12 protein-coding genes are annotated in these 13,689 nt (G+C 59.6%); 8 read left to right on the top strand and 4 right to left on the bottom strand.

The genetic code is table 11. From position 1 onward, the window contains the following. The first annotated feature begins 188 nt into the window (after window positions 1-188). Window positions 189-431, top strand: a complete 243-nt coding sequence (locus BM403_RS05195; protein WP_093541917.1) for a hypothetical protein — start codon at window positions 189-191, stop codon at window positions 429-431. A 176-nt stretch (window positions 432-607) separates the two neighbouring features. On the opposite strand, the gene BM403_RS32125 is transcribed toward BM403_RS05195, so the two are convergent. Next, a complete protein-coding gene (locus tag BM403_RS32125) occupies window positions 608-1,147 on the bottom strand; it encodes a P-loop NTPase family protein (protein WP_064053450.1) in 540 nt (179 codons plus the stop codon). Between the two features lie 102 nt (window positions 1,148-1,249). Then, window positions 1,250-1,651 (bottom strand): GFA family protein, encoded by a 402-nt coding sequence (locus BM403_RS05185; RefSeq protein WP_082893930.1) that lies wholly within the window; start codon window positions 1,649-1,651, stop codon window positions 1,250-1,252. A gap of 159 nt (window positions 1,652-1,810) precedes the next feature. Here BM403_RS05185 and BM403_RS05180 point away from each other — a divergent pair, with 159 nt between their 5' ends. Together BM403_RS05180 and BM403_RS05175 are read left to right on the top strand one after the other, a co-directional pair. Next, window positions 1,811-2,029 carry a hypothetical protein gene (locus BM403_RS05180; protein ID WP_064053449.1) on the top strand — a complete coding sequence of 73 codons (219 nt, stop codon included), beginning with the start codon at window positions 1,811-1,813 and terminating at the stop codon, window positions 2,027-2,029. A gap of 619 nt (window positions 2,030-2,648) precedes the next feature. Beyond that, window positions 2,649-3,131, top strand: a complete 483-nt coding sequence (locus BM403_RS05175; protein WP_046036171.1) for a VOC family protein — start codon at window positions 2,649-2,651, stop codon at window positions 3,129-3,131. Here the strand turns inward: BM403_RS05175 and BM403_RS05170 are convergent. After that, entirely contained in the window at window positions 3,128-4,024 is an 897-nt protein-coding gene (locus BM403_RS05170; RefSeq protein ID WP_093541915.1) for an SGNH/GDSL hydrolase family protein, read from the bottom strand. The genes BM403_RS05175 and BM403_RS05170 overlap by 4 nt on opposite strands. Window positions 4,025-4,232: 208 nt before the next feature. Here BM403_RS05170 and BM403_RS05165 point away from each other — a divergent pair, with 208 nt between their 5' ends. The 4 genes from BM403_RS05165 (at window position 4,233) to BM403_RS05150 (ending at window position 9,437) form a co-directional block, all read left to right on the top strand. Next, on the top strand, window positions 4,233-5,624 hold the full coding sequence (locus tag BM403_RS05165; RefSeq protein WP_093541913.1) for a hypothetical protein: 1,392 nt from the start codon (window positions 4,233-4,235) through the stop codon (window positions 5,622-5,624). A 292-nt stretch (window positions 5,625-5,916) separates the two neighbouring features. Further along, entirely contained in the window at window positions 5,917-6,780 is an 864-nt protein-coding gene (dapA, locus tag BM403_RS05160) for a 4-hydroxy-tetrahydrodipicolinate synthase (protein ID WP_093541911.1), read from the top strand. 117 nt (window positions 6,781-6,897) lie between these two features. Then, window positions 6,898-8,274, top strand: a complete 1,377-nt coding sequence (locus BM403_RS05155; protein WP_046036175.1) for a pyridoxal-phosphate dependent enzyme — start codon at window positions 6,898-6,900, stop codon at window positions 8,272-8,274. Continuing rightward, a complete protein-coding gene (locus BM403_RS05150; RefSeq protein ID WP_012724563.1) occupies window positions 8,271-9,437 on the top strand; it encodes a cystathionine gamma-synthase in 1,167 nt (388 codons plus the stop codon). Before BM403_RS05155 ends, BM403_RS05150 begins: the two co-directional genes overlap by 4 nt. 257 nt (window positions 9,438-9,694) lie before the next feature. Here the strand turns inward: BM403_RS05150 and BM403_RS05145 are convergent, their stop codons facing one another. Next, window positions 9,695-11,893 (bottom strand): OsmC domain/YcaO domain-containing protein, encoded by a 2,199-nt coding sequence (locus BM403_RS05145; protein ID WP_093541908.1) that lies wholly within the window; start codon window positions 11,891-11,893, stop codon window positions 9,695-9,697. Between the two features lie 223 nt (window positions 11,894-12,116). On the opposite strand from BM403_RS05145, the gene BM403_RS05140 reads away from it, so the two are divergent. Then, window positions 12,117-13,622 (top strand): methyl-accepting chemotaxis protein, encoded by a 1,506-nt coding sequence (locus tag BM403_RS05140; RefSeq protein WP_371913997.1) that lies wholly within the window; start codon window positions 12,117-12,119, stop codon window positions 13,620-13,622. Window positions 13,623-13,689 lie beyond the last annotated feature (67 nt).

The following is a 13,689-nucleotide window of genomic DNA, read 5'->3' as shown; positions in this document are numbered from 1 at the left end:
AACTGGATTCGGCCTCATCAATTCAACGATGGGTTGGCACCAGCGCAGGCCGAGGAAAAACTTAACGTCGTGTCCGGGATTAGTTGACCACTACAAACCACTCGGATGCCTCTAGAAAATCAGGGGCGATTCAAACGAGCTTAAGGCATTTCAATCTAGATTTTTCTGACTATGTTAAAGGGTGAGTAATGGATGTTCTAAAAAAAGAGTGTATTGCCAGTGTAACGTTGTTTGATTTGCGCCTATCTGAAGGGGAGCTAATGATTTATGCAGATTGCATGCGCATTATCAAAGAGCGCCTTTGCGATTCGGAAATAGCTTCTCTAACAGTTTGCGAATCTAAAGAGGAGCTAACTCACTTCTTGGAAGATATGTTGAATGCGCTAAAATTAGTTGAAAGCCAAGAGTACATTCCAGATAGGTTTAAGTAGTTTTTAAGTCTGTGTCATTTTCAATTTTGTCTCTACAGCTGGGTAAGTTGAGTGTCTTTCTGTGGACAGGTGAAAGGCCGCTCATGGCCGATCGCAGTCGGAGGTGACAAGCAGCTATCGCCCAAGGGCCGCCGCTCGCAACCGACAGTTTCCTTGGTGAAGCAGTCAACCGTCGATCAATCTTGCGGAGCTTGGCCAGTCGTTTTTCCAATGTTTGCGAGAAAAATCCTGGTATCTCGATTAGAACGCAGATGAACCACGCTGCAAGCTGATGGCGCTGTTGCCAAGAGTTGTTGCATCTTCGCTCGCGCTGATTTTTTCGTCCGCCACATGAATCTAAAAAACTCCGGCAGGTTCGCCAGCCGTTCGGGGCAGTTCTCCGGCAAGTCAGGCCGAGACTTACCACGTTGGAGCAGTGTTCTGCGCAGTACGCGCAAGAATCGAAGTGTCGCCGAACGATCAATCCATATTAGAAGATCTGCACGGGCCATCCGGTTGTCCCAAGTGACTGAATGGCCACCTTCGAATATCCAACAATCACGGGCCTCGACGTCGAGACAAAGCCGCGTCTTCTCATCCCGGCTTCGCTCGATCCACCCTGGTTGCCAGTGGATAGTGTCGATATGAACGACCGGCAACCCCGTACGCTGGCCAAGCTTACGCGCCAAAGTGCTTTTGCCAGACCCAGGTTGACCAACAATCATCACCCGTTGCATCTGAGCCCCTTCTGGCTATGCACGCTGATTTTTTGGGGTGGCGATTTTACGCCAATGCCTATCTCCGTCAACAAAAGCGAGGCAGCTTTCGCCCGGAAGACTTCAGTCGTTTGGAGGGCATGGGTTGGATGAACTGTGCCAGTGCGCTGCGGCGTCGAGATGAACATGTTTCTGCTTTCGAGGTAAAAAGGGCGTATCGAGCGTGCCCAGCGCTATTGAAACCCAGTTGGCAAACTCACCTTGAGATCGTGACCAGAACAAGGCCGAACCGCACTGCGCGCAGAACTCGCGTGATACCGTCTCTGAAGAAGCATAGGTTTTGATATGCATAGCGCCGCTAAGTATTTGCAGCGCGCTACGCGGAACGCTGCCGTACGAAGCAAATGCGGCTCCATGACCTTTGCGACACTGGCTGCAATGACAATGACTCACCGCTTTGGGTGTGGTGGACAGCTCATAACTGACGGCCGCACATAAACAGCTTCCTTGATACACCTCTGTCATACGCTCTTCCATGCATGCAAAGACCCCAGCGTAACCTTCCCAATCTAATCAGTCGACCGAGCGCTACAGGCCTAAAGCGTCTCCGGTTCGCAGCGAACGGAGTTGAGAGATTCGTGACCGGCTCGTAAGCTGAATCCCTTTAATGACGGCTGCCTTTAGATGGAAAACAATATGTCGCTGCAGATCGAGCGGGCAGCTTATGACGAGTTCATCCGGCTGTGGAGCCAAGGACGCTTCAAGCAACAGCGGTTGGGCCAAGCCTTTTATAATCACTTCAAACTACACAGGCTCAACGATCAAGATTCATTGCACACACTCTACGAAGCGGATGGTGAGAAAGCCTCACGGCTAATTTTGCGCCTTTTCCTTCTGCACTAATCGGCAGTTTTTGACCGTTTACTGCATGTGGTGACCGGCAGAAATCGACCCATTGCTGTCGTTCATACAGGTCCAATCCGTCGTATCAGATAATGCCTATCTCTTCAGCCCAACTATCGACTCCAAGCTTTTTAGCCGCCTCAACTAAGCAGTTCCTTTCCGCATCGGAGGCATCGTTCAGTTCAGCAGCCTCAAGCGCCGCCACGTCATCATCGTTTTCAAAGAGATGCCGGCCGTCAATATGTTTGCAGGCAAGGACCAAGGCGCGCTAAGAGTCATAGCATCCAAAAACGGAAGGCATTTCGGTCTGACGTAGTGAGCGCGCCGAACGACGATCCCCGGCCTAGCAGTAAAGCCAGCTGATCGTCCAAGTGAAGTAGAGAGCGGGCCGGCCAATCAGAATGGCTGTCGCGAGCAACGTGCCATAAGCCCGCCTGGTTCCTGTCGCCGGGTGATGAATGAATTGTCACATCCCCGATCTTGGCTGGATAGAACCCTGCTTGGGGGCATTTTGGGATAAGCGCCTCCAATGCAATTCGAGCCTTCACGCGTGGCTTTCCTATCGTGCAGCAACTGGCCGTCTAAACTCCACACGCCCATTCTCATGTGGAGACCCATCATGACCCGCAAAAACACCCTCTGCCTCTGGTACAACGGCACCGCCCTGGAGGCTGCGACCTTCTATGCCAAGACTTTTCCGGACAGCCAGGTGAACGCTGTCCACCTGGCCCCCGGCGATTTTCCGGCCGGCAAACAGGGCGACGTATTGACCGTGGATTTCACCGTGTTGGGCCTCCCTTGCATCGGCCTTAACGGCGGGCCAATCTTCTCCCATACCGAGGCGTTTTCGTTTCAGGTGGCCACCGATGACCAGGCCGAAACCGACCGCTATTGGGACGCCATCGTCGGCAACGGCGGCCAGGAAAGCGCCTGCGGCTGGTGCAAGGACAAATGGGGGGTGTCGTGGCAGATCAGCCCACGCGTACTGACTGACGCAGTGACTCACCCCGACCCGGCGACCGCCAAGCGTGCCTTCGAGGCGATGATGACCATGAAAAAGATCGATATCGCCGCCATTGAGGCGGCGGTCGCTGCAGGTTAAGGCAACGCCTCAAGCATCGCCTTTGCCGCCAGTGCATGAACCTTGCGGGTGGGGTGCCATTCGTCCCAGTAGTAATGGGTATCGGGGTCGGCACACACCGGCTTCACCTCCGGGTAGGTGGCTTGGCACGGCGTGTCGAGGTCGGTGAAACCCTTTTCCGCTGGGTTGGCGCGCAGTGTGTCGCTAAAAGCCAGATGATCGAAGTAGCTGACCTTCGCCGTCCCGATCTGCGCCAGCACTGCAGGGAGTTTCTGCGCGAGCAACTGCTGGTACTTTTTCGCATTGTCGACCTGATTGCCCTGCACCACGGCAGGCACATGGCTCAGGTCGGTGGTGCCCACGACCATGATGTGCCTGGCTCCCGCTGTAACCAACTGCTCGGTGGCGCTGCGGATATTCGCCAGGCTGGCTTCGCTCAAGGCCTCGACCGTTTCAGGATGGGCGAAGTCGGCCCATTCAAAAAAATCGTTGGCCGAGATGAAGATGAAATAGAGTGCCTTGGGGTCGGCCTTGTAGCCCTTGGCGACCTGCAAATGCTCAGCGACCTGCCCCAGTAGGCCGGTGTCGCGGGATGGCATCATCCACGCGTAGTAGTTGCCATGGCCACTTTTGGCTCCGCCCACCGCATAGTCGGTCAGGGGAATGTTCAATGCCTGTGCCAGGCCTTCGACGGCGGTGGGGCCATTGCTCCAGCGCCCCTTCCAGTACAGGGGGCCTGGCAGCGCCTGGGCCTCCTTGACCTTCTGCGCGGCAAGCCGGGTGGTGAGTGCTTCGCCCGCGCCATTGTCGGAGTAGCTGTCGCCGAAGGCATACAGATGATCGTAGTTCGAAACGCCAAAGGCGGTCGAGGCGGACAAGGTCAGCAGAGCGGCCAAACACGCACGTCGGATCATCGAGGTTCTCCCGGAATATCTGCACAGCCTACCGCCTCACTACGACCACGGCAGAACGATTGCGACCTTTACATATCCGGCGGCGGCCACGCCACGGCTGTACAGAGGCGGCCATCCTCGTTAGGCTTGCGGCCCGCAACATCCGGTTAAAGATTCAACTTTATCCGCCGTCACCCTTACATCCCTGAATGGACTCAACGAGGCTCTCGTGCGCTTTATCACTCCCCTTTTGCTGATCGGTGGCTTCGCCACCTTGGCCGGTTGCGCCACCCAACAAAAACAGATAGATCAAATCTTCACCCAGGCGCTCACTCAGCCCTTGGTGGAAAATAGCATCGTGCGCGAAGGCGACTCGCTGAGCTTTGAGCTGCTGATGCCCGCCCTCCCCAATGGCGTGCGTCGTACCCTGCAAATGGAAGCTGCGTGCTCTTCACCGAAGGTGCATCTGTTGTACATGGATGCTGTCCGACGCATGTACCCAGGCAGCATTGGCCGCTATGCAACAGCGCAGACATTGTCGCCGCAACTGTACGCGACCCTGGCCGCCAACCAGACCTTCGTACGCGCCTGTGCCGAAACACCGCAGCCGGACTGGCGCCTGGTGCAGACCAACGAACGTGACAACCAGGTCCTGATCGATGCCAACAGCATCAAGACCGTCAACGGCGAAACGCGCTTCTGGGCTGCCTTCGATAACCCGACGGTGCTCAATGACCTGCCCTACAACGCCCCGTATGCGCAAAAACGCGAACACTTTTCGGTGGCGTGCAAAGCCGGTACTTACCTGCAACTTGCCGGCTACGACATGGATGCCAACAACCGCGTCAGCGACGGTCGTGTCGACAGTTTCCCCACGCCGCGGAACATCGCCGGCAGCAATGCCGACTATGAGTTGCTGTTCAATAAAGTCTGCGTCAACCCGGAAAAAATCGCCGCACTGCCGACGTTCAAGCCCCGCATGAAAGCACCGACCACCATTGCCCTGACGTCCGTGCAGCCTGCCGTGCTGGCGGCCATCACGCAACTGAACCTGGACAAGCCCACTCGTTCGTTCAAATACGTACAGTTTGTCGGCACCAGCAACTACCGTGGTAAGGCCAGTGATAACAAAAGTACCCAGTTCATCAGCCAGGATGCGCCGAGCGGTCAACTGGCCCTGGCCACCCGTGGCGACGGCTATGAGAGCCAGGCCGTGAGCTGGCGCAACCTGTTCAACCTGGTGTCGAAAGCCACCTACGGCGGTTCAGGCATGGCCGAAAGCTCGACGCTGACCCAACTGAGCTTCACCGGCAACTGGAAGGCCCTGCCCGTGGGTGAGACAGTGACCTATGCAAGCACACGTTCCAGCCTCAACAGCCTGATCGGCAGCAGCACAAACTCACAAACCACCCGTTGCCAGGTCGAGCGTGAACTGCAAGCCAGCGAACTCAACGCGAAACTGTCGGGCACCGCCAAGGCCTTGTCCTGCCGCGTCGACGACGACAAGTACAAGCGCGTCAGCCACCTGTACTTCCTGACCGACTACGCCTACTTCCTTGAGTCGAGCACCGACAAGAACGAGTTTTTTTACTCCGACTCGCGTATCGATAAATTCGAATAAGCCCCGTTGACACACTCTGTAATATTCCATGAAGATGGAGGCCTTATTCAGGGTGTGTCAGCCAATGTCTGCAATGTCCTCCGTTAACCTGTGCGCCATTGGCTTGATTGCCAAGGCGCAAGGTTGCGTTGCACACACCCTCAAATCGAAGAAACAGTCGCTCATGTGACCGGGGCGCGCTGTCCCGTCAGATGAGCTGACAGGACATTGAGCGCGACGGTCTACCCACCTTGCACAATTGCCTCTGCCCTTCTGACGGTGACTCCAGCGGTCAATCATCAGGAGAAAGTGCATGTCAACGTTTCAAGGTATCTGGGTTCCCGTGGTCACGCCGTTCCACCACGGCGCTATCGACTTTAACGGCCTGCACCGGCTGGTCAGTCACCTGCTGGAAAAGCACGTGTCCGGGATCATGGTGTGCACCACCACCGGGGAAGCGGCGTCGCTGAGCCGTCAGGAGCAACTGGCCGTGCTGGATGCGGTGTTGCAATGGGTGCCCGCGCACCAAGTGGTGATGGGCCTGGCAGGCAATAACCAGGTCGAGTTGCTGCAGTTCCAACGTGAAGTGCTGCAACGCCCGGTGGCCGGGTTACTGGTGCCGGCGCCGAGTTATATCCGCCCATCCCAGGCGGGCCTGGAAGCGTTCTTCCGTACCGTGGCCGATGCGTCCAGCGTGCCGATCATTCTCTACGACATTCCCTACCGTACCGGCGTGACCTTCGACCAGGTGACCCTGCTCAACATCGTTGCCCATGAGCGCATCGTGGCGATCAAGGATTGCGGTGGCAACCTGGGCAATACCCTCGCGCTGCTGGCCAGCGGTGAGGTGGACGTGCTGTGCGGCGAAGACGTACAGATGTTCAATGCGTTGTGCCTCGGCGCGACCGGAGCCATTGCGGCCTCGGCACATATTCAGACGCAAGCGTTTGTGGCGCTGTGCCAGCAGGTACGCGACAACCAGTTGGCCGAAGCGCGAGCGACATTCTTTCAGTTGCTGCCGCTGATCAACACACTGTTCATGGAGCCCAACCCGGCGCCGGTCAAGGCCGCGCTGGCCCTGCAAGGCTTGATCGGCGGCGAACTGCGCGCGCCGATGCAGGCCGCTACTGCCGCCGTTGTCACGCGCTTACAGCAGGTGCTGAACCCGCCCGGCTAATGCGCCAAAAACAGTCAGCCAACGGACCGTCCGGTTGCGACCGGACCGATCCCGGCCTATCGTCGAACCCACGCTTTGCGCTTTTACTGTCCATCCCATCCGTATTCAGGTGACGACATGCCCAGCCCTTCCCGCCCCGCCGTCCTCGAACTGATCGGCAACACACCACTGGTGCGCGTCAGCCGTTTCGACACCGGTCTGTGCACGCTGTTTCTCAAACTGGAATCCCAAAACCCCGGCGGCTCCATCAAGGACCGCATCGGCCTGGCCATGATCGACGCTGCCGAGCGCGACGGCCGCCTGCGCCCCGGCGGCACCATCATCGAAGCCACCGCCGGCAACACCGGCCTGGGCCTGGCACTGGTCGGCCGGGCCAAAGGCTACCGGGTGGTGCTGGTGGTGCCCGACAAGATGTCCACGGAAAAAGTGTTGCACCTCAAGGCCATGGGCGCCGAGGTGCACATCACCCGCTCCGATGTGGGCAAAGGCCACCCCGAGTATTACCAGGACGTGGCCGCACGCCTGGCCAAGGACATCCCGGAGTCCTTCTTCGCCGACCAGTTCAACAACCCGGCCAACCCTCTGGCCCACGAGACCAGCACCGCGCCGGAGATCTGGGCACAAACCCAACATGATCTGGACGCAATCGTGGTGGGCGTCGGCTCGGCCGGCACACTCACCGGCCTGACGCGGTTCTTCAAGCGCGTGCAACCCGAACTGGCCATGGTACTTGCCGATCCCGTGGGTTCGGTGATGGCCGAGTACAGCCGCAGCGGCCAGTTGGAGACGCCAGGCTCGTGGGCGGTGGAAGGCATTGGCGAGGACTTCATCCCCTCGATTGCCGACCTGTCCAGCGTGCGCCATGCCTATTCCATCAGCGATGAAGAAAGCTTCGATCACGCCCGCCAGTTACTCAAGGCCGAGGGCATTCTCGGCGGGTCGTCCACCGGCACCCTGCTCGCCGCCGCACTGCGTTACTGCCGCGAACAGACCACGCCCAAGCGCGTGGTCACGTTTGTGTGCGACACGGGCACACGCTACCTGTCGAAGGTCTACAACGACCAATGGATGAACGACGCGGGCCTGCTGCACTACAAGCACTACGGCGACCTGCGCGACCTGATCGCGCGGCGCTTCGAAGACGGCCGAGTCATCAGCGTGAGCCCTGACGACAGCCTGCTCACCGCATTCCAGCGCATGCGCCTGGCGGATGTCTCGCAACTGCCGGTGTTGGTGGACGGCCGTGAGTTGGTGGGGGTGATCGATGAGTCCGACATCCTGCTGGGCCTGCACCAGGACGCCGCGCATTTCAACATGAGGGTCGCCAGCGCCATGACCAATACCCTGCAAACCCTCGCCCCCAACGCCAGCCTGGCGGAGCTTCAGGCGGAGCTGGATCGCGGCCTGGTCGCCATTATTGCCGATGCTTCAGGCTTTCACGGCCTGATCACCCGCGTCGACCTGCTCAACCACCTACGGAGATCCCTCGCATGAGTCAGTCCGATAAAAGCGCGTTTGCCACCCGCGTGATCCACGCCGGGCAATTTCCCGACCCGACCACTGGCGCGCTGATGCCACCGATCTACGCGAACTCCACCTACCTGCAAGACAGCCCCGGTGTGCACAAGGGCTTCGATTACGGCCGCTCCCACAACCCCACGCGGTTTGCCCTGGAGCGCTGCGTGGCCGACCTCGAAGGCGGCAGCCAGGCGTTTGCCTTCGCATCCGGGCTGGCGGCGATCTCGACGGTGCTGGAGCTGTTGGATGCCGGCGCCCACATCGTCTCCGGCAATGACCTATACGGCGGCACCTTCCGCCTGTTCGACAAGGTGCGCCAACGCAGCGCCGGGCACCGCTTCAGCTTTGTCGACCTGAGTGATGTGTCGGCATTTGAAGCGAGCTTGCAGGACGACACCCGCATGGTCTGGGTCGAGACCCCCAGTAACCCGCTGCTGAGTCTCACCGACCTCAGCGCCATTGCCCGCATCTGCCGCGATCGAGGCATCATCTGCGTGGCCGACAACACCTTCGCCAGCCCGTGGATCCAGCGCCCGCTGGAGCTGGGTTTTGACGTGGTGGTGCACTCTACGACCAAGTACCTCAACGGCCACTCCGATGTGATCGGCGGTATTGCCATTGTCGGCGATAACCCCGAACTGGCCGAACGTCTGGGTTTCCTGCAGAACTCGGTCGGCGCCATCGCCGGCCCCTTCGATGCCTTCCTCACCCTGCGCGGCGTGAAAACCCTGGCGCTGCGCATGGAGCGCCATTGCAGCAACGCCCTCGACCTGGCCACCTGGCTGGAGCAGCAACCGCAAGTGGCGCGGGTTTACTACCCCGGCCTCACGTCCCACCCGCAGCATGCACTGGCGCGCCAACAGATGCGCGGCTTTGGCGGGATGATCTCGATTGACCTGAACAGCGACCTGGCCGGCGCCACGCGCTTCCTGGAAAACGTCAAGATCTTCGCCCTGGCCGAAAGCCTCGGCGGCGTGGAAAGCCTGATCGAGCACCCAGCGATCATGACCCATGCAAGCATCCCGGCGGCCACGCGGGCGCAGTTGGGGATTGGCGATGGGTTGGTGCGGTTGTCGGTGGGGGTTGAGGATGTGGAAGACCTGCGCGCCGACCTGGCGCAGGCGCTGGCGCGCATCTAGGCAGGTTGGTTTGGTTTGTGTGGTGAGCCCGCTCTTGTAGGTGAGCGGGCTCTTGTGGTTGAGCACGCTCTTGTAGTGAGCGGGCTTGCCCCGCGCTGGCCTGCGAAGCAGGCCCAAACCAGCCCGAACACAAAAATCTGATACTCCCCATGGGGCTGCTACGCAGCCCAGCGCGGGGCAAGCCCGCTCACCACAAGAGCCCGATCACCACAACAATCACGCTCACCACAACAAGCCAGCTCCTGCAGGGCCAAGTATCAGCCGGTGGTGATGGTGGCACGTGCCGCATGCAGCTTCTTGTAGCTCTCGATCAAACGTTGATGCCGGTCCAACCCCTCCAGCTTCATGCTGGTCGGCGTCAGGCCATGGAAGCGCACATCGCCGTTCACCGAACCAATCACTGCATCCATCCGCTCATCGCCGAACATGCGGCGGAAGTTGGCCTCGTAATCCGCCAGGTCCAGGTCGTCGTCCAGCTCCATCTCCAGCACCGCATTCATTGCCTGGTAAAACAGGCCACGCTCGGCGGTGTTGTCGTTGTACTGCAGGAACATCTCCACACACTCCTTGGCCTCTTCATATTGCTGCAAGGCCAGGAAGATCAGCAGCTTCAATTCCAGGATGGTCAGTTGGCCCCAGGCGGTGTTGTCGTCGAACTCGATGCCGATCAGGGTGGTGATATCGGTGTAGTCGTCCAGCTCGCTCTCTATCAGGCGCTCGACCAACGCCTGCAACGCTTCCTCGTTGAGGCTGTGCAGGTTGAGGATGTCCTCGCGGAAGAACAGCGCCTTGTTGGTGTTGTCCCAGATCAGGTCATCCACCGGGTAGATTTCCGAGTAGTCCGGCACCAGGATGCGGCACGCGGTAGCGCCGAGGTGTTCGTACACCGCCATGTAGGATTCTTTACCCATGCCTTCAAGAATACCGAACAGGGTCGCGGCCTCCTGGGCATTCGAGTCTTCGCCTGCGCCCGTGAAGTCCCACTCGACGAATTCGTAGTCCGACTGGGCGCTGAAGAAGCGCCACGACACCACGCCGCTGGAGTCGATGAAGTGCTCGACGAAGTTGTTCGGTTCGGTCACCGCCTGGCCTTCGAAGGTCGGCTGCGGCAAGTCGTTCAGGCCTTCGAAACTGCGGCCTTGCAGCAGTTCGGTGAGGCTGCGTTCCAGCGCCACTTCCAGGCTTGGGTGCGCGCCGAAGGAGGCGAATACGCCGCCGGTACGCGGGTTCATCAGGGTCACGCACATCACCGGGAATTCACCGCCCAAGGACGCGTCTTTCACCAAGACAGGGAAACCCTGGGCTTCCAGGCCCTGGATACCGGCGAGGATGCCTGGGTACTTGGCCAGCACCTCGGCCGGTACGTCCGGCAAGGCGAATTCGCCTTCAATGATTTCACGCTTCACGGCGCGCTCGAAGATCTCCGACAGGCACTGCACCTGGGCTTCGGCCAGGGTGTTCCCCGCGCTCATGCCGTTGCTGAGGTAGAGGTTTTCGATCAGGTTGGACGGGAAGTACACCACCTCACCGTCCGACTGGCGCACGAACGGCAGCGAAACGATGCCGCGTTCCTCATTGCCGGAATTGGTGTCGAACAGGTGCGAACCGCGCAGCTCGCCTTCGCGGTTGTAGACCTTCAGGCAGTAGGCGTCGAGGATTTCGTTGGGCAGTTCGTCGTTGGGGCCCGGCTGGAACCAGCGCTCATCCGGGTAATGCACGAACGGCGCATTCGCCAGCTCTTCGCCCCAGAACTGGTCGTTGTAGAAGAAGTTGCAGTTAAGCCGCTCGATGAACTCGCCCAGTGCCGACGCCAAGGCGCCCTCTTTGGTCGCGCCCTTGCCGTTGGTGAAGCACATCGGCGAGTGCGCATCCCGGATATGCAGCGACCACACGTTAGGCACGATATTGCGCCACGAAGCGATCTCGATCTTCATGCCCAGTCCGGCCAGAATGCCGGACATGTTGGCGATGGTCTGCTCCAGTGGCAGGTCTTTGCCGGCGATGTAGGTGCCGCCGTCGGAGGTCGAACCGGGCATCAACAAGGCCTGGGCATCGGCGTCCAGGTTCTCGACTTCCTCGATGACGAACTCCGGCCCGGCCTGCACCACTTTTTTGACCGTGCAACGGTCGATGGAACGCAGGATGCCCTGGCGGTCCTTGTCGGAGATGTCCGCCGGCAACTCGACCTGAATCTTGAAGATCTGGTTATAGCGGTTTTCCGGGTCGACGATGTTGTTCTGCGACAGGCGAATATTGTCGGTGGGGATATTGCGCGTCTGGCAATACAACTTCACGAAGTACGCCGCGCACAAGGCCGACGACGCCAGGAAGTAATCGAACGGCCCCGGTGCCGAGCCATCGCCTTTATAGCGAATCGGCTGGTCGGCAATCACCGTGAAGTCATCGAACTTGGCTTCAAGTCGGAGGTTGTCGAGAAAGTTGACCTTGATTTCCATGGGGGCACACCAGAATAACGGACTAAACAAAAATGGCCGCCATTATGAGGTTTTTCATCGGGAAGTTTCAGGCTTTTGACCAGTGGCGGGCCAATTGACCCATGTGGATTAACTTTTTTGCAATTGGCGCCGATGAACTGAGGGCAATCAGGGAGTAGTCGGAATGCGCAATAACCAGCCCGTAACACAGCGTGAGATTTCCCTCGCGCCTTCGCAAAAACTCATCTCCGCCACAGATGTCCGAGGTGTCATCACTTACTGCAACGACGCCTTTGTCGAGATCAGTGGCTTTGAACGCGCCGACCTGATCGGCGCCCCGCAGAATATCGTACGTCACCCGGATGTGCCGCCCGCGGTGTTTGCGCACATGTGGGGTGCGCTCAAACAAGGCCTGCCCTGGATGGGCATCGTCAAGAACCGCTCGAAAAATGGCGACCACTATTGGGTCAACGCCTATGTCACGCCGATCTTCGAGGGCAGCAAGGTGGTGGGTTACGAGTCGGTGCGGGTCAAGCCCACTGCCGATGAAATCCGCCGTGCCCAGGCCCTGTACCAACGCATCAGCCAGGGCAAGCCGGGCGTACCGCGCCTGGATGCCTGGCTGCCGGCCGCGATCAGTTGCGTGCCGTACGTGGCGACCGGATTGGCCGGCAGCCTCGCGGGGTTATTCCTCAGTGCACCCATCGCCATCGCGGTGGCTGTTGCGGTCGCCGTGCCGGTGGGTATGCTCTGCTCGCGCTGGCGCCAAGGCAGCACGTTGCGCCTGTTGCAAGGTGTGGAGCCTTCGACGTCGGATGCCTTGATCGCGCAGATGTACAGCGATGCACGCGGCCCACAGGCCCGTCTGGAAACCGCGTTCCTCAGCCAGGACGCGCGCCTGAAAACCTGCCTCACCCGCCTGCAGGACAGTGCCGAACAGTTGAGCGCCCTGGCCGGGCAATCCGATCAGCTGGCCACCGCCAGCTCCAAGGGCCTGGACCGCCAGCGCGTCGAAACCGAACAGGTCTCGGCCGCCGTCAACCAGATGGCCGCTACCACCCAGGAAGTCGCCAGCCACGTTCAACGTACCGCCGACGCCACTCAGCAAGCCAACGTACTGACTGGGCGCGGCCGTGAAGTGGCGCGTGATACCCGCGAAGCCATCGAACGCCTGTCCGCAGTGGTCGGCGAAACCGGAGCCACCGTGGCGCGATTGGCCAAGGACAGTGACGAAATCGGCAGCGTAGTGGATGTGATCAAGGGCATTGCCGACCAGACCAACTTACTGGCCCTGAACGCCGCCATCGAAGCCGCACGGGCCGGCGAGCAAGGCCGTGGTTTTGCCGTGGTCGCCGACGAAGTGCGCCAACTGGCACAGCGTACGTCCCAGTCCACCACCCAGATCCACGCGCTGATTACCCAGCTGCAGGCGTCTTCAAACAACGCGGTGCAAAGCATGGAGCACGGCCAACGCCAAGCCCAGGAAGGCGTGGCCTGGGTGCTGGAGGCCGACCAGGCGCTGGTAGGCATCAGCGAGGCCGTGTCCCATATCACCGAAATGACCACCCAGATCGCCGCCGCCACCGAAGAGCAAAGCGCGGTCGCCGAGGAGATCAGCCGCAACATCACCACCATCGCCGAACTGGCCGACCAGACCTCGATGCAAGCCCATCAATCCACGGACTTGAGCAAGGAGCTGACGAATACCGCGGCCACCCAATATGCATTGGTCGAGCGGTTCAATCGCTGACGGTGAGCACCGTTGAGAAGCAACGCTCGACGGTGCAACGCTTTACGCCAAAGGAGACGCCCATCAG

The organism is Pseudomonas sp. OV546, from assembly GCF_900116845.1.
GTDB lineage: Bacteria > Pseudomonadota > Gammaproteobacteria > Pseudomonadales > Pseudomonadaceae > Aquipseudomonas > Aquipseudomonas petroselini.
The sequence above is the reverse complement of the archived record's forward strand: the minus strand, read 5'-3'. Positions and strand labels throughout refer to the sequence as shown.